This window comes from Winogradskyella sp. SYSU M77433, assembly GCF_029911945.1.
Classification (GTDB): Bacteria; Bacteroidota; Bacteroidia; order Flavobacteriales; family Flavobacteriaceae; genus Winogradskyella.
This window is the reverse complement of the sequence record NZ_JARYTG010000002.1, coordinates 1-17466: the sequence shown is the minus strand read 5'-3', so window position 1 is coordinate 17466 and position 17466 is coordinate 1. Positions and strand designations below refer to the sequence as shown.

11 protein-coding genes are annotated in these 17466 nt (G+C 32.8%); 6 read left to right on the top strand and 5 right to left on the bottom strand.

Annotation, left to right across the window (positions count from 1 at the left end; genetic code table 11):
* Positions 1-61 precede the first annotated feature (61 nt).
* The 5 genes from QGM60_RS03290 to QGM60_RS03270 all read right to left on the bottom strand — a co-directional run bounded on the left by QGM60_RS03290 (position 62) and on the right by QGM60_RS03270 (position 6746).
* Positions 62-889, bottom strand: coding sequence for a DUF2971 domain-containing protein (locus QGM60_RS03290; RefSeq protein WP_281138818.1), 828 nt, complete (start codon positions 887-889; stop codon positions 62-64).
* 45 nt (positions 890-934) lie between these two features.
* Positions 935-1984 (bottom strand): nucleoid-associated protein, encoded by a 1050-nt coding sequence (locus QGM60_RS03285; protein WP_281138817.1) that lies wholly within the window; start codon positions 1982-1984, stop codon positions 935-937.
* Between the two features lie 118 nt (positions 1985-2102).
* On the bottom strand, positions 2103-3653 hold the full coding sequence (locus tag QGM60_RS03280; protein WP_281138816.1) for an OmpA family protein: 1551 nt from the start codon (positions 3651-3653) through the stop codon (positions 2103-2105).
* Positions 3654-3735: 82 nt separating this feature from the next.
* The gene (locus QGM60_RS03275) at positions 3736-6108 is read right to left on the bottom strand and encodes a ribonuclease HII (protein WP_281138815.1); all 2373 of its coding nucleotides are present in this window, start codon (positions 6106-6108) and stop codon (positions 3736-3738) included.
* Between the two features lie 32 nt (positions 6109-6140).
* Positions 6141-6746, bottom strand: a complete 606-nt coding sequence (locus tag QGM60_RS03270) for a ribonuclease HII (RefSeq protein WP_281139331.1) — start codon at positions 6744-6746, stop codon at positions 6141-6143.
* 211 nt (positions 6747-6957) lie between these two features.
* On the opposite strand from QGM60_RS03270, the gene QGM60_RS03265 reads away from it, so the two are divergent.
* From QGM60_RS03265 to QGM60_RS03240, 6 genes are all read left to right on the top strand, one after another.
* Positions 6958-9990 (top strand): SusC/RagA family TonB-linked outer membrane protein, encoded by a 3033-nt coding sequence (locus QGM60_RS03265; RefSeq protein ID WP_281138814.1) that lies wholly within the window; start codon positions 6958-6960, stop codon positions 9988-9990.
* A gap of 15 nt (positions 9991-10005) precedes the next feature.
* A complete protein-coding gene (locus tag QGM60_RS03260; RefSeq protein ID WP_281138812.1) occupies positions 10006-11478 on the top strand; it encodes a RagB/SusD family nutrient uptake outer membrane protein in 1473 nt (490 codons plus the stop codon).
* A gap of 15 nt (positions 11479-11493) precedes the next feature.
* Positions 11494-12327 (top strand): hypothetical protein, encoded by an 834-nt coding sequence (locus tag QGM60_RS03255; protein ID WP_281138811.1) that lies wholly within the window; start codon positions 11494-11496, stop codon positions 12325-12327.
* 12 nt (positions 12328-12339) lie between these two features.
* Complete coding sequence (locus tag QGM60_RS03250) at positions 12340-13245, top strand: hypothetical protein (protein ID WP_281138810.1); 906 nt, start codon at positions 12340-12342, stop codon at positions 13243-13245.
* An 80-nt stretch (positions 13246-13325) separates the two neighbouring features.
* The gene (locus QGM60_RS03245; RefSeq protein ID WP_281138809.1) at positions 13326-15263 is read left to right on the top strand and encodes a S8 family serine peptidase; all 1938 of its coding nucleotides are present in this window, start codon (positions 13326-13328) and stop codon (positions 15261-15263) included.
* A gap of 73 nt (positions 15264-15336) precedes the next feature.
* The gene (locus QGM60_RS03240; protein WP_281138807.1) at positions 15337-17301 is read left to right on the top strand and encodes a putative porin; all 1965 of its coding nucleotides are present in this window, start codon (positions 15337-15339) and stop codon (positions 17299-17301) included.
* The last annotated feature ends 165 nt before the right edge of the window (positions 17302-17466 follow it).

Genomic DNA, 17466 nt, shown 5'->3' with positions numbered 1-17466 from the left:
CTCTAAATTAAGGAAAAATTGAGGAAGTTTTTTTTAAGACTTATTGAGTCTGTTGTTACAATTAATTAACCTTAATTTTACTTTTTGTTAGTTTGAAATTAGAAATATTCATTGATTCGAGCATTTTTTTACATTCCTGTTCCTTAATGGCATCTACATTTGGACCCAATAGTATTTCTAAATTCTCTAAGCTATCTTTCTTGAAATTAATATCAATGTATTCTGTTTTAATTAATGATTCATGTAATTGATCATTAAGTGTATCTTTGCTTCCGGCGACCATTATTGTATTTCCAAAGAATAATCTGTATCGATACTCTTTTTCAAACTTCCAAAAGTCTATCTTTCTTTGACCGACTTGGTTTAGATTTATCTCATAAAAATTATTTGGGTAAGTTTTTGTTTTATCAGACTCCTTTAAGTTAACTAATCCCTTAATAAGATCTAACTCATTATCATAATATTCGACAGCAGTTGGCCCAAAAGCTTTACTTACTCTATTGATTTTAGCTAAACCTTGTTTTTGTTTTAAGTTTAATCCAACGGTTTCAATAGTATATTCTTTGTCTAATTCAGATTCAATTAAGTAGTTTTCTCCTCCTCCTAGTTTTGCTACTTTCATTGACTCATTTGTGTTAAATAAATCTATTGGCATTTTTATTCTTACTCCTTTTAAATCAGAATACATTTTCCACATTGGTAGCTCATCTCTCTTTTCTGCTGTCCATGACGTTGAAAACACAAGTTTTTTTAGATTTTTAAAATGACCTAATTTTCCTTCAAAAGGGTCATTCATTAAATCTATTCTTTTGAAACGAATTGTTTTAGTTTCTAAAATTATTTTTAATATGTCTAATGATGTGTAATGATATAAATAATTTGGTATCATAATAGTTTGAAATATTTGAATACAAATTTAGTTACAATATAAAACCTAAGCCTCATCATTAAAAAACACTTTGTAATAATGCATTTTTTTGTCTTCGTCGTAGCCACGTTCTAGATATTCGGCAGAAGCGTCTGGTGCATCCACATCGAGTTTTATCTGTATGTTGGTGTCGAGTTTTATTTCGGTTTTTATTTTTTGTTTTTGCTTTTTTAAAGCGACTTCAGAGACATCGAATTGGTTTCTAATCAAGACCTTGTTTTCAGCTTCGTAGTTCTTTTTATAATCTTCGAAAAGTTGAATTTGGTCTTCTTCATCAAAGACTTCTTCTTTAAAAGTTTCAATATTTACAATTTCATTTTCCTTAAAGAAATCTACCGTTTTTGCTAAAAAATTACTTTGTTGCTGGCCACCAAAATTGGGTTGTAAAACCTCTTTAGAAAACTCTCTACATAGCTCAATACAATTCTTGGTGTGTTGGTTGCTATCATCAGGATATTTAATGTTTAAGAAGCTCTTAATCCAATACTGCGTATCGTAGGTGTTGTTGTCTACGCTAAAGGCTATTTTGCCTTCCATGTCAGAGGTGTTTAGGATTAAACAACCTTTATCCACTTTCTTGGCTTGTATACCTTTTTGTACTAAAATATCGTAGTTACCATCTTCAAGATAGGTTTGAAAAAACTCGGTTTTGTTTTCAATTTTAAAAATACCAACAGCATCTACAAAATAGTCTTCGTATTGTATGTTTTCAAAGTGACAAACCAATACATCACCAGTTTTAATCTGTGCAGAATTACTTTGTTCAAAAAGGTGTGTAACTACGTGTTTAGAAATTTCTACAAAGTCACTTCCATCCTCAAATATTTGACTGCTGTAGGTGTTAATTTCATTCAGTCCAATATCGCTATGATGGTGAAAACGGTAGCTCTCGGCAACACTTACAAATGGCTTTAAAAGAAACGGTAAAATAAGATTGTAAGTGGCTTCATCAAAATGCACAGCTGTATCTGAAAAGGCATTTTTGGTACCGTTAAACTTGTTACCAACCTTGTGTATAATGCAGTTTTTTATTGAGGCTTTATGTCGTTTTATCATTGCTGTAGTTGTTTCAATATTCGTATTGCAATACTACGAAAGGATCATCTTAAAACTAAGAAAACGCCGAAAATAAATTCGACGTTTTCAGACCTAGGGACTTGAGATTTGGTTACCGCTATATTTTTATGAATTCTACACGTCGGTTTTGTGCTTTACCATCTGCTGTGCTATTGTCTCCAACCGGTTCGGATTCTCCTTTTCCATCTGTAGAGAGACGTTTTGCGGAAATTTTGTAGATGTTAACCAAAGCATTTTTTACGGCTTCGGCTCTAGCTTTGGACAGCTTTAAATTGTTAGCATCATTGCCATCAGCATCGGTATGGCCAACAATTTTGAGTTTTATGTTTTCGTCTTGCATTAAGACTTGTGAAATTTGACGAACAATTCCTAAAGATTGTGGTTGGATATTTGCAGAACCAGAATTGAAAAGAATACCATTAGTTGAAATTTTTCCTTCGGCTAATAGTTTTCGCCTTAAATCTTCACCACCTTCAGCAACTTTAAGGTTTGAGATAAATACGCGTTCTTCTCCATCCTTAAAATGATTGATATGGAATTTTATAAAATCAAGTACATTAGTTTCTTCAACTAAACGAGGAATATCAATGTATTTTACCTCATTTATCCATAAGCGATAGCGTTGTTTGGTTACGGCAATAGACACATGAGGACGGTTGAGAATTTCAGTTCTAATATCGGCTTGGATATCAGAATTGACATCACCGACTTTATTGTTGAAAAAGTTTTTTACCCTAAAAGGAAATGCTGCATATTGTCCTAACGGTATGGATACTTCAATATAATTACTATTGCCATCGTTAAATTTAGCATTATCGCTTAAATAGATGCTAAATCTTGAAGAAGAAGAGGTGCTTGTAGAAAGTCCGCTTGTTAAAAGATCGAACTCAATAGTGAAATCTTCAGGCAATTCTTTAAGATCTGGAACATAGTACAAACCATAGCCAGATTTAAGCTCAAACCATTTGCCTTCAACCTTATTAAAGTTTACAACTTCACCTGTACCGTTTGTGTTCCATTTGGATGGAAAATCGCCAATAAAATCTTGGGAGAAATCATCAAAAAACAGCAATTTGTCACCAGGAACAAAATCGAACTTACTGTAAACTTCTAAACCTTCAGAAACATTTGGGTTTTTGACTTCTTCTACGTCATTATCTTCGTCTTCATCATAGTCAGATGACGTTTCTTCGTTATCACTAGTTTTTTCTGAATCATCTTCGTCTTCAGAATCTCCATTTTTGCTTCCTACGAGTAATTTTTTTGCTGTTGTAATGCTATACTTTAAAGCTTTTTTTGCTTTGTTTATCTGAAGTGTAGCCTTTGCTTGTTTCAGGGCACCAGTGCCATCTAAATCGCTCAGGATATCTGGAGCACTTTCGCTTAAAGCTGTAACTTCATCTAGGGCATCTTCTAAAACATCAAGATCTTCATCTTCTAAAGGAGTTCCGGCTTCAGCATAGCCATCATATTTGTAAACTTTGTCATACAAATCAAAAGATTCTTGAACAAAACTATCGACACTAGATATGCCGACTCGGCTTTTGGGACGCTTAAGTTTTTTTGATTGCGCTTCGAGATTACTGGCAAAGCAAACTAATACTAGAGAAAATACAAATAGTTGTTTGTAACTGAAAATACGTTTCATTTATAAGTTATTGATTAATAGCGGTCTAAAATTAGGGATAACTATTGAGACTTAAAAATGAAATGTATTCCTGGTAGAAACTTTAGTGTAGTTTGTAAACTACAATGTTGTTATCATCACTTTGGGTAATGAGTTCCAAGCCAGATTCTCTATCTAGTTTTTGTAAGTCTGCTTCAGAAGTTCCAAATACTGGAAAGTTTGGAATCGGCTCTGCTTGACTATCGAAAAGATAAACTTTCTTAGCTTGAAGATCGGTAGTAGAAATGTAGATTTTATCATTTAGGTAGAATATTTTTGGTTTGGTGTATTCGCCATAATCCAAATCTACAGTTCTAGACTTTATGTTGAGCTTGTTTTCGGTCATAGTTACCAAAGTCTTACTCGTAGTTTCTAAGCTGTGCTTATCGGTAAGATTTAAGTTGGTAGTGCTTAGCTTTCCTTTAGTATCAACTTGTACCAACTGCCCTAGTGTATTTGTTGTGGTAAACTTGTTTTTATACAGGAAAATCTCATTATCTGAGAAGCGGATTTTATCCTTTACGTTAATACGAATATCTCCCTGACGACTTAAAATCATTAGTTTTTCTCCAGCTGAAAAAGTGATATAATCCTTACTGCCAATTCTAAAATGTTTTGGTTGTGAAGATATTTCTGAGCCATTGCTGTTGTAGTCAAAACCGTTTATAGATTTTCCTCTGTCGTCATACATTAAGAGATTTTTTCCTTGAGTGACTAAAAGTCTGTAATCTTTTCTTTTATCGTAATCAAAAACAGATAGAGGTTGGGTAATATCATCGTTAAATTTTAAAGGAAAAGGAGAGACGTCATTTCCATTTCTGTCTAAAATATAAACGCGATTTTTTGTAGCAAAAGCTAGTTGCAGACGACCGTTTTTATACATGTCTATTTGTTCAATCTTACCAAGAATTTTTCCTTGTAATTGCTTTTTCCAGAGAATATTTCCAGAGTTTGAAATGAGATAAAGTGTATTTCCAATATCTTGAACTGCAATATCATGAGCATTGGTAACATGATTCTGAACAGCTTGAGGAGCTATAAGGATTGGAGCATCCAATTTTGTAATAAAATCTTCATTAACCGAATTTGAAGCAGCTCTTTTTTTGTACTTCTGAATGACTCCATTGATGTGAGCGTAATTATCCTCGTAAGCATATTGTACAATGTTAGCATTGTAGCCAGCAAAATTACCATCGAGTATTTTAGAAAGATTTTCAGAATCCTTAAAAATGAATAGGGAAGATTCGTCAGTCAAACTTTCATTGGCATTTATAAATGCGTCCGAATAGGCAAGTGTATTATTGTTTAAAGCATCGGTGAGAATAGCTTTTATATTTTCAGTAGAATCTGAAAAAATGATGAAATTTTCATATGCTGAAAAATATTGGGCATTCTCAAAGGTTATAAAAGGTTGAAGTCTTGAAGTAAAAAAATCTGGTCGCTCAAATTCATAGATTTCGATATCTCTAAAGGTTTCAAAATTAGATTTGTCTTCAATCGATTCTAGAAGCATATTAGTGTCGAGTGTATGTAAGACAATAACATTATCAATTTTAGAAACTTCATTAGTGAAATTTAAAAAAGTAGGTGTGCTATCAGTATTCTTAGTATTAACAGCTTTTAAGTTCTTCTGAAAAACAGAAAAATTATCATAGGTAAGACTCAGTAAACTCTTAGTGCCAACAGGCGCTATTTCTGGTGACGCTATTTTTTGAGGCACTGTATTTTTAAAGCTATCTAAGAAGTTAGTGATTGAATCTGTGCTAGATGTTACTCCATTATATATAAGACTATTATCAGAATAATAAATATCTAGTGCAGTAAAATTAGTTTTGTTTTCAGGCTTATTAATCTCAGTAAACAATAAATTTGAGTAACCTTCGGAAGTTGTTTTGAAAATTAGAGAGGCAACAGATTTGTTGTCTGTTGTTTCAATTAAATCAGTAAGTGCCTTGTTTTCGTTTTCAGAATCTATTTTTTTCAAAATTTCCAAATCGTTTGATGCGGCAAATGTTTTTCCAATAGTTTTATGGAAAAAAGTAGTGCTGTCAATTTGAATTTTTTCAACTTGAAACTCCTTCAAAGTTTCAGAGATGTGATTTGGAATAGAGTCTACAACAAATAAAGAGGAGTCTTTCTCGGTAAGAATTAAATAATTTGAAGGTTTTTCTGTGTTGTCAAAAAAACTGATATACACCTCCTTGGTTGTGTTTAGGTGTTTTAAGATTTTAGAAACGTCTTTGAGTTCTTGGTCATAAATATTTGAAAGAACATCATGATTGTCAATACTGCTTATAAAATCTTTGAGTTCATTAGTTTTTATTACAGTAGAAGTATTTTGAGGTATAAATTGGTAAGCGTTTTTTGTTTTATTGTAATCTTTCTGACACGCTACCAAGAATGTAAGCGTAAGAACTAAAAATCCGAACTTCTTCATTAAAATGTAATTGTTCTTACAAATATAAAAAGTTATAAGTCTAATCGGTATTGCTCAGGTAATAATCTAAATGATTTTCTGTGATATTTGGAAATGCCATATTTTGCAATAGCAGCTCTATGTTCTTTTGTTGGGTAACCTTTGTTTTGTTTCCAATTGTACATTGGAAATTCTTCATGAATCCTTTCCATATATTCATCACGATATGTTTTTGCTAAAATTGAGGCAGCAGCAATACTCAAGAATTTACCATCACCTTTAATAATAGTTTCATGAGGTATGTTTTTATAAGGTTTAAATTTATTACCATCAACTATTATAAATTCAGGTTCGGTTTGGAGTTGCTCTATAGATTTATGCATCGCCTTAATTGATGCATTTAAAATATTGATGCTGTCAATTTCAATTTCTGAAACGTGTTGTACGGCAAAGCAAAAAGATTCACTTTCAACGATGGTTCTTAATAAATTTCTGTTTTTAATAGAAAGTTGTTTAGAGTCATTTAATATATCATTATTAAAGTCATTTGGTAAAATTACAGCAGCAGCAGTTACTGGTCCGGCTAAGCATCCTCTTCCGGCTTCGTCTGTGCCACATTCAATATTAAATGTTGAATATCTATGTTTTAGGCTCAAAATGTTAAAATTTGAACAAAGTTAAAATTTTAACGCAACCCTTTTGCAATTTCTGTATCTAATGGTTGAGTTTGACGTTTAAAACATTAGAAAAAAGACCTGTTATTTCTGTTGTCAATAACGCAAAAGACTTAACATTTTTTTGGCAAAAACACTTGCTTATTTAATATTTAATTAAGATGTTTGCAACTAGACTAACTCAAATAATTGTTTTATGAAATTAAAGTTAACATGGTTATTGACGCTTTTTATGGCGTTCGTGATGCAATTTTCTTTTGCACAAGAAAAGACAGTCACAGGTACAGTTACGACTAAGGATGATGGTTTGCCACTTCCAGGTGCTAACGTAATTGTAAAAGGGACCTCTAGAGGTCAGCAAACTGATTTTGATGGTAAGTATACTATTCAGGTCAGTCAAGGAGATGTTTTGACAGTTTCCTATGTAGGTATGAAAACTACCGAAATTACTATAGGTGCGGCTAATACTTATAACGTTGCGCTTGAGTTGGATAACACTTTAGATGAGGTTGTTGTTCAGGCGTTTAGAACTGCTACAAAAGAAACATCGAGTGTAGCGAGTGTTACGGTAACATCTAGCACAATTGAGGCTAGGCCAAACGCAAACTTTGTTCAAACGTTGCAAGGTCAGGTAGCTGGTCTTAATATTATCACAGCAAGTGGTCAGCCAGGTGGTAATAGTACAGTGAATTTAAGAGGTGTTGGTTCGGTTAATGGTAACACTGAGCCGTTATTTATCATCGATGGTGTTCCTGTAGATGAGGATAATTTTAGAAGTTTAAACCCTAATGATATTGAAACACTTTCTGTTTTAAAAGATGCGGGTGCAACTTCTATCTACGGTAACAGAGGTGCTAATGGTGTGGTTGTTATTACAACTAAAAGAGCTTCTTTTAACACAGGTCTTCAGGTTAAGTATGTTGGAACTTCTAGTATTTCAAGGCTTCAGACAAATGATTATGATTTAATGAATTCTAGAGAAGAGTTGCAATTGCAGAAAGATTATGGTGCTGGATTTGGTTCTACTTTATCTGATCAAGAATTGGCTCTAAGAGCGAGTATGGTTAATACAGATTGGTTAGATGTGTTCTTTGGTACGGCTTATGCTCAAACGCATACTTTAAGTTTGTCTGCTGGTGGTGAAAATATAAATTCTTTTACATCTTTTGGTTTTACAGATCAAGAAGGGATATTAAACCAGGCTAGTGGTTTAAAGAGATTTAACTTTAGAAATAATATCTCTGGTAAGTCTGAAGATAAGAAATTTGAGTATAATACATCACTTTCGCTTAATTATTCAAGAAATAATGTGCCTTTATCTATAGGTACTGGTGGTGTTAATAGAAACTTGGCTTTAGGTGCTGTTTCGGGTGTGCCTTATATTTCTCCTAATGATTATGATCCTGATAATGCAGGTAATATACCTGTAAGTTTTCAGAATACACCATTATTGCTTTTGGACTTATTAGAGCATCAAACATATAGAGAAGATGAAATTAAGATTTTAGCAAGTGCTAACGCGAGCTATAAAATTACAGATAATTTAACATATAAGTTTACTATTGGTGCTGATTTCACAGATGAAAAGGTTTTATATACTGAGCATCCAGACTCATTTAAAGCACAATATTTTGCTGAAGATGGTAATGAAACACCAGGTAGACAAGATCAAGATAGTAACATGTCTGTTTTAATAAATGTTACTAATGCTTTGACCTATAGAAAAATGTTCGATAAGCACACTTTAGAAGCTTCGGTATTTACAGAATATTTCAAAGCGCATTGGAGAAGTTTTGGCTATGTTGCTGAAGGTTTAGATTTTCATACATTCTCGCCTGGGGATGGTGCTGGTTTTGTAGATGACAATTCTGCAAACGATTATTTTATTGATACAGCTGATGCTACTGTAAGAAATGCAGGTTTATTCTCATATTTTGGTTTTGTTGATTATGATTATGATACTAAGTATGGTGTTTCTGCTACTTTAAGACGTGATGCATCTTACCGTTTTGCGGCATCTAATCGTTGGGGTACATTCTGGTCAGTTTCTGGTCGTTGGAATATACATAACGAACCATTTATGGAAGGTTCAGTTTTCGATATGTTAAAGTTGAGAGCATCTTACGGTACTGCTGGTAATCAGGATATTGTTAGTGCTGCAGGTCAATTTGCACCATTTAATGCGCCTGATCTAACTAGAGACTTGTTTGCTACAGGTGGACAGTATGGCGGTGCTAATGGTTATAGTGTTGGGCAAATTGGGAATAATGATCTTAAATGGGAGACCGTTGCTCAAGCTAACATTGGTTTAGATTTTGGAGTTTTCCAAAATAGATTACGTGGATCTGTAGATGTTTATAAGAAAAACACAACAGATTTATACTTGCCTACACCTATTTCACCAGCTTTAAATGGTGGTATTTCATCAATTTCAGCTAACGTTGGTGAGTTGGAAAATAGAGGTGTTGATTTAGAATTACATTACGATCTTCTAAGAAGTAACGATACAGATGGGTTGAATCTTACTTTGAATTTAGTTGGTAACTACAATAAGCAAGAATTTATTGATTTAGGTGGTGCTGGAGATGTGGCATTCACAAGAAGAGTAGGTGGTCCACTAAGTGAAATTTACGCAGCTCCTTTCGCAGGTGTTAACCCAGCAAATGGTAATTTATTATTCTACGATATTGATGGTAATTTAACTGAAGATATTGATGAAGGAGATCAAAGAGCTACTGGGAAAAATTTATATCCTGATTATCAAGGTAGTTTTGGATTCAATGTTAGTTACAAGAATTTTTATTTAGATACACAGTTTAACTATACTATTGGGGTTTACAGATATGATTTTGATTATTCTGATTATTTAGATCCTACTTCAATAGGTCAGTTCAGACACACACGTGATATCTTAGATGCATGGCAACAACCAGGAGATATAACTAATATTCCTTCTTTAACTGCTACTAACATTCCTGATGATCAATTCTCTGATCGTTTCCTAAGAGACTCAGATTATATAAGACTACGTTTCCTTCAGTTTGGATATAATGTACCAAAGAAGTTTACTGATGACATTGGGTTTTCTTTTATGAGAATTTTTGGTAGTGCTGAGAATTTAGTGACTTGGACTAAATGGAGAGGTTTTGACGCTGAAGGTGTGGGATCAACACAATGGGAATACCCAACTCCGAGAACATACTCTATCGGTGTAGAATTTGGATTTTAATAAAAAAAAAGGATGATGAAAAATAAATTTTTTAAATTAATTATCGCTGCAGGTATAGCAACATTTGTAGGTTGTAATGACGCTATAGATATAGAGCAACCAGGGCGATTAGGTGCAGAAAATGCATTTATTACAATAGACGATTTACAAAGTGGTTTATTAGGAGCATATAATAACCTTGACACAACTTTTGAGATTGGTTTTACAGCTGTACTAACTGATGAGTCTTATAGAGGGCTTGATAATGGTGGGCAGAATGCTGGATTGTTAAATTTTAACATGAACAGTAGTTCAGGTTATCCGGCAGGTATATGGGCAGGTAATTATGGAGCCATTAACATGGCTAATAGAATTATAGAAGCAGCTCCAGGTATCGATAGAAGTGAGGATCCTGAAACTTACGATAATATTTTAGGACAAGCCTATGCTATTAGAGCGTATTGTCATTTTAAAATTGTAACTTTCTTTTCAACTGATTATACAGATGATACAGCTTTAGCGGGTGTATTGATGGATGCTACTACTGATGATATTTTTGCAACAAAACCTAGAAGTACTAATGGTGAGTTTTATGAATTAATTAATTCTGATTTAGATACTGCTGAAGGTTTGTTGAATCAAGATTTAGGTTATAAATTTATTAATCAAGATTTTGTTACCGCAGTAAGAGCTAGAATGGCAGCTTATAGAGAGCAATACACATTAGCAGATGGTTATGCTGCTGATTTATTAGAATCTTATGACATTGCTGATCAGACACAGTACTATAACATGTATGATGACACTGATGATACAGAACTTATCTTTGCTTTAGAGAGAACTATTAGTGATAGCTATGATGGTCAGGGAACTGCAGGTGGTGGTTGGGCTGGTAGCTTATTCGCATTTGCTACTCCTGATGATGGTTTCTTTATGGAGATGTCTAGATCGGTTTATAATATCTTAGCTCTAAATACTACGGACATAAGATATAGTAGAAACTTAAACTTGCCTGTTCTTCAGCCAGACCCTAATTATGAAACAAATGATGCTTTCATTAATGACGATTTATTACCAGTATTTAAATATCCAGGTAGTGAAGGTCAACCTTTAATGAATGATTTAAAAGTATTTAGATCAGCAGAGATGTTGTTGATTAGAGCTGAAGCTGCTGCAGATGCTAATTTGTTAGGTGATGTTTCTACTTACCTTAAGCAATTAAGAGATGCACGTTACGGTTCTTCTCAAGCAGCTGTAACATACGGTTCTCAAGAAGAAGCTTTTGGTGCTATTTTGGATGAAAGAAGATTAGAGCTTTTATTTGAAGGACATAGATGGGTAGATTTAAAGCGATTAGGTAATAGAGGTAATAGATCTATGGATAGAGATCCTAGAGAATGTTCTTTCTATAGCTGTGCTATTGATAATGATGATTACAGATTTACGCTTCCTATTCCTATTTCTGAAATCGTAGCTAATCCAGAAGTGGACCAAAACCCACAGTATTAATAAAAAAAATAGAAAATGAAAAAAGTTAAAATATTATTTAGTTCTCTTATCACACTTGCATTTTTTGCTTGTGGTAATGATGACGTAAGCGATACTACATTTGACAATGTTAATGGTCAAACCTTAGTGTCTTTTCAAGGAGCTACATCGGATTTGGCTGTAACTATTGACGATGTTGGGACTGTAGAAGTTGTTATTGAATCTTCTACGGTATCTTCATCTGACAGAACTATTACCGTAACTCTTGATGAAGAGAATAGCACTGCTAATGCCGAAAACTATACTATTGTTAATCCTGTTGTTACAATACCAGCGAATGAATACTTTGGTATATTAACAATTAACGGTGTTGATACATCTGTTGAAACAACTCCTGAAACAATAGTTTTAAATATGGATGACTCATCTACTGATCTTGTTTATGGAACAACTACACATACAGTTAATATTTTTCAAGTATGTCCAATTCCAGACGATTATTTTGTAGGGTCTTATCTAATAGAACAAACATCTGCGCAAGTTGATGGTTATACTCTTAGTCATGGTACAATTGTGGAAGTATCTGCTTCTGGTCCTACACAGAGAACATTCTTAACAGAAAATTATCCTTCATATTGTAGTGGAACATTCCGTAACTTTTATATCAACTTAGTATGTAATGAGTTTGTAGTACCACTAAACGGTACCTCATGTGCATGTTCTTCTTTTGATGATTGGTTTGGTCCAGCAACAGTTAATGAGATGTATGATACTTCTGACGATACTGTGTTAAATGTAACATTTACTGATGATGTACAAGGCGACTGTTCTAGTCCCTCACAAACAACTTATCAATTCACAAAACAATAAAATAAAATGAGTATGAAAAACGTATTAAAATTTTTAGGACTATTTATTATTGTTTTGAGTATGTCCTCATGCGAAGACAGTAGTGATGATTTAAAGTATCAACCAAACGTTGAAAGTGGATGGGTACAATTTGTAGAAGGTAGTCCTGATACAGTAGGTGCTTTTCAAGGAGCACAAACAGATATCGAGATTGATGTTAATATCCAAGTACCTACGACAAGTAAGGATTTATCTATATTTTATACTATGACACCAGTTTCAGGTGATAATCCAGCAAATTATTTTTCTAATGATGGTACTTTAGTTATACCTGCAGGCAGTACAAGTCATGGTGGGCCAGATAACAATACTGGTTTTGATTATAACTATTTAGGTAATCTAGTTTTTCATTTAAGTGAATTAGATGGAGTAACATTAACAGAGCCTATGATATTTGATGTTGAATTAACAGGAACTGATTCTTCTCAAATCACAGCTGGCTTAGAAAGTGAACCTCAATACCCTGTAGTTAAGAGAGTTGTTATTAATCCATCTCTTGATGTGTTTATAGGAACTTTCAGTGTTGATGAACAGTTCATAGCTGGGGTGAATGCTCCTCTTGGACTTAGTGATTTCTTTGGAGAGTCTTACCAAGTAGAGTTAGAAAGAGTTGAAGGTGATGTTACTGCATCTCAGTTTGTTATTACAAATTCAGATGGCTTTGATACATACTTTATTGATGGTGCTGTATTAACTTTTGGACTTGATGGTAGCTTAAGCTTTAATGATGGTAATACAGATACAGGAGATCCTGTTGTTGGTTTATTTGCTATTCATACTATAGAAAGTTCATCTTATGATTATACAAACTCGGTATTAACTGCTACAGGCCCATTAGAGGGTTATGGTGATTACCAATTTGTACTAACCTTGCAATAATCTAGGAGTAAACACATAATTTTATCATAAAAAGCATAGTTAACAGCTATGCTTTTTTTTATATTTATAAAAAAATAAAAATGAAAAAAAGTTATTTAGTATTAAGCCTTATTTTTTTTGTTTCAATTGCTGTAGAAGCTCAAACAAAAGAAGAAAAAGCAGTGATTATATCTAATTATAACCCAACACAGATTAGTTCACTAAAAGATAAAATAAATGAACTTAACTCTAAAAGAGAAGATAGGATTAACGATTACTTGATTAGTAATCCTGAAAATAAAATTATCAAACAAATTAATGGTGTAAATTACCACATTTTTGATGTTATTAATGGAGAGCCTATCTATAGGTCTATAGATAATGTAAACAGTGCTATAGCAACGAGAGCTAATTTTTTAAACACAGGTGGTGGCTTAGGTTTAAATTTAGATGGACAAAATATGACTGTTGGTGTATGGGATGAAGGCTTAGCTTTATCAAACCATACCGAATTTTCAAATGGTGCTTTACCTCCAGTTTATAGGGTTACCACACCAGATATGTTATCGACTAGCACTTTTGACGATCACGCAACACATGTTACTGGAACTATTGTAGCAAGAGGAGCTGACCCTTTGGCAAAAGGTATGGCGCCTCAAGGTAATGTGGTTTCTTATGATTGGGGAAACGACAATGCAGAAGTAGTATCTGAAGCTTCAAACAATGCACTTTTAATATCTAACCATTCTTATGGTATTCCAGTGTTGAATCAAAGTGGATCTCAAAATGCTCCTACTTGGATGATGGGGTGTTATAATGGTGACGCAGCTCTTTGGGATGATATTGCTTATACTTTTCCTTATTATCTACAAGTTTTATCTGCAGGAAATGATGGACAATCTGTGTATAGTGGTGGTTTAGCAGCTGGTTATGATAAATTAACAGCTGAGAAAAACTCTAAAAATAATTTAGTTGTAGCTAATGTTGCAAACCCTAGTATAGATGCTAATGGTGAAGTTTTGAGTATGACTATAAACCCTAGCAGTAGTCAAGGACCAAGTGATGATGGTAGAATAAAGCCTGATATTGCTGGTGATGGAACTTCAGTTTATTCAACAGTAAGTACTGGTATTAGTGATTATGGAACTTCTACAGGTACTTCTATGTCATCACCTAACGTTGCAGGTTCACTTATTTTGTTACAACAATACTACAATGATCTTAACTCTCAATATATGAGGTCGGCTACTCTAAAGGGGCTTGTTTGTCATACAGCTGATGATGACTCCTCTCGTGAAGGACCAGATCCTTTTTTTGGTTGGGGATTATTAAATTCTAAATATGCTGCAGAAGTCATACAAAATAATGAAGTGGGAAATTCATTGATATCTGAATTAACACTACAAAATGGTCAAACATACACGAAATCATTTACAACCTCTGGAACTGGACCAATAAGTGTTACTATTTGCTGGACAGATCCTGCAGGTGTTAGCCAAGCAGGAAGTTCTAATAGTTCTACACCAGCTTTAGTTAATGATTTAGATTTGAGGATTATTGATGCAGGTGGATTTATCCAGCATACACCATGGAAACTCTTAGCCTTTAATATTAATTCAGGCGCAACAAAAGGAGATAATAATGTAGATACAGTTGAACGTGTTGATATTGAAGCACCAATTGCTGGAACTTACACTATTCAGGTTACTCATAAAGGAAATCTTCAGAGTTCTTCCCAGGATTACTCGTTAATAGTGACAGCTCCTGATTTGGTTTTAAGTAATGAAACATACACTAGCGAAAGTTTTAAGATATGGCCAAATCCTGCTAGAAGTGAGCTTAACATAAATTTTGCTTACCCTGAACCTCATACTGAATTATATATATATGATATTAGAGGAAGAATTGTTCATGATGAAATCATAGAAAATGCCCTGACTAGTTATAGCATGGATATTTCTAATTTGTCACCAGGTAGCTATATTTTAAAGTTAGTTAATAATGGAAAAGTATACAATCATAAAGTTATTGTAAATTAATTAAGATAATAAATATCTTGAGCCCTGATTTATTTTAAAGCAGGGCTTATTTATTTTATATAATTAATAATATATGTTATCAAGGTTTATAAGTGTTTTATTGTTATTGCAGTTTAGTATGTTTTGTTACGCACAAGACATTGTAGGATCAAAAAAAAGAAGAGGTAATTTTCAAAACGACTCTATTTCTAGAAAAGAATTTGCAAATAATATTAGCAAGGATAAATCAGCAACAATAGACATGTATCTTCAATTCAATACTTCTGATTCTATAGAAGTAGATACAACCTTATCCCTAAAAAAAGATTACAAATTCAATTATTTACAAAAAGATAATTTTGGTCTTATGCCTTTTGCAAATATTGGTCAGACCTATAATACTTTATCATTTAATGTAGCTACAAATAACTCCATGCCACTCTTTGCGGCTAGAGCAAGACATTTCAACTATCTTGAAACGGATGATATAAGATATTATGAAGTACCAACCCCTTGGACACGCTTAACGTATAAGACAGCTTTTGAGCAAGGGCAAATGCTAGATGCTTTTTTCACAGTAAACTTATCTAGACAGTTTAATTTCTCTATTGCTTACAAAGGACTAAGATCCTTGGGGAATTATCAAAATGTTTTAACCAGTTCAGGAAACTTTAGATTTACATCCAACTATAAATCCAAAAATAAAAGATACAAAGCAAGAGGTCATATAGTAATGCAAGATCTCCTTAATCAAGAAAATGGAGGTTTACAAGATGAAGATATTGAGAATTTCACTTCTGGTGAAGAGGAATTTATAGATAGATCTGTTTTTGATCCAAATTTTCAAGATGCAGAAAACATATTAGAAGGTAGGCGTTTTTATTTAGAACATAGCTATGATATAGTAAGTAAAAAAGACTCCTTGTCATATAACAAACTGTCGGTAACTAATAGTATTTTCTTTCAAGATAAATACTTTCAATATTACCAAGACTCGCCAGCAGGAGATTTCTTTGGAGAGTTTTTTACAAATAACATAAATGATAAAGTAACCCTAGAGAATTTTAATTCGAAAGTAGGTCTGTTATATGATAATAATATAATAGGTGGAATAAATTTCAATATAGGGTATAATGATATTAACTATGGATATAATAGTGTCGTTATATTTCCTGATGAATATATAACAAATAGAATTAAATCCAATTTTTTAGATATATCGGCAGGATATCATAAAAAGATAAACTTTATAGAACTTAGGGGAGAAGCAGGGCTTAATTTATCAAATGATTTTAAGGGTAACTTTATTGACTCAAATATTGATTTAAGAATAAATGATGATATTAAACTCTCTGCAGGATTAAATATTAATTCAAGATTACCTAATTATAATTTCCTTTTGTATCAAAGTGGATATATCAATTACAACTGGTACAACTTTGATTCGTTTGAAAATGTAAACACACAACAAATCAAATTCAGTTTAAAATCTGAAAAGTATCTATATGCTGATTTAGATATATCAAATATTGATAACTATACATTTTTTAATTTAGAAGACAATATTGAAGGAGTCAAAATAATTAGACCAAAGCAGTACCAAAACTCACTACAATATCTACGACTAAAAGTTCAAAAAGAGTTTAGAGTAGGGAATTTTGCTTTAGACAATACTTTAATGTATCAAAATGTAGTCAGTGATGAAGATGTTCTTAATGTTCCTGCTTTTATTGCAAGAAACACATTGTATTATACAAATCAACTTTTCAAAAAAGCAATGACCTTGCAAACTGGAGTAACACTAAATTATTTTAGTGAGTATAATATGAATGGATATGATCCTTTGTTGGCAGAATTTTACACACAGAATAATACAAAACTTGGAGGCTTTCCTAGATTAGACTTTTTTGTCAATGCAAAAATTAGACAAACAAGAATCTTTTTTAAAGCAGAACATTTTAATTCATCTTTTACAGGTTACGATTATTTCTCTGCACCAAACCATCCTTATAGAGACTTTACCATACGTTTTGGTCTAGTTTGGGATTTCTTCTTATAGTACATAGTTACTATTATTTAGAGATCTCTTTTAATAAATAGATAAGTCTTCTAAAAAACTTTCATATATAAAAAGCTAGTTATAAGCGAATTGTAAAAAAGATTAAAAAAAGATTAAAAAAGTAGTTGTGAATAAGGAAAAGGGTTATATATTTGCGCCCCGAAA

Coding starts and splice junctions, on each gene's coding strand:
- QGM60_RS03265 (WP_281138814.1), top strand. CDS start 6,958: ATGAAATTAAAGTTAACATGGTTATTGACGCTTTTTATGGCGTTCGTG.
- QGM60_RS03280 (WP_281138816.1), bottom strand. CDS start 3,653: ATGAAACGTATTTTCAGTTACAAACAACTATTTGTATTTTCTCTAGTA.
- QGM60_RS03260 (WP_281138812.1), top strand. CDS start 10,006: ATGAAAAATAAATTTTTTAAATTAATTATCGCTGCAGGTATAGCAACA.
- QGM60_RS03250 (WP_281138810.1), top strand. CDS start 12,340: ATGAAAAACGTATTAAAATTTTTAGGACTATTTATTATTGTTTTGAGT.
- QGM60_RS03285 (WP_281138817.1), bottom strand. CDS start 1,984: ATGATAAAACGACATAAAGCCTCAATAAAAAACTGCATTATACACAAG.
- QGM60_RS03240 (WP_281138807.1), top strand. CDS start 15,337: ATGTTATCAAGGTTTATAAGTGTTTTATTGTTATTGCAGTTTAGTATG.
- QGM60_RS03275 (WP_281138815.1), bottom strand. CDS start 6,108: ATGAAGAAGTTCGGATTTTTAGTTCTTACGCTTACATTCTTGGTAGCG.
- QGM60_RS03255 (WP_281138811.1), top strand. CDS start 11,494: ATGAAAAAAGTTAAAATATTATTTAGTTCTCTTATCACACTTGCATTT.
- QGM60_RS03245 (WP_281138809.1), top strand. CDS start 13,326: ATGAAAAAAAGTTATTTAGTATTAAGCCTTATTTTTTTTGTTTCAATT.
- QGM60_RS03290 (WP_281138818.1), bottom strand. CDS start 889: ATGATACCAAATTATTTATATCATTACACATCATTAGACATATTAAAA.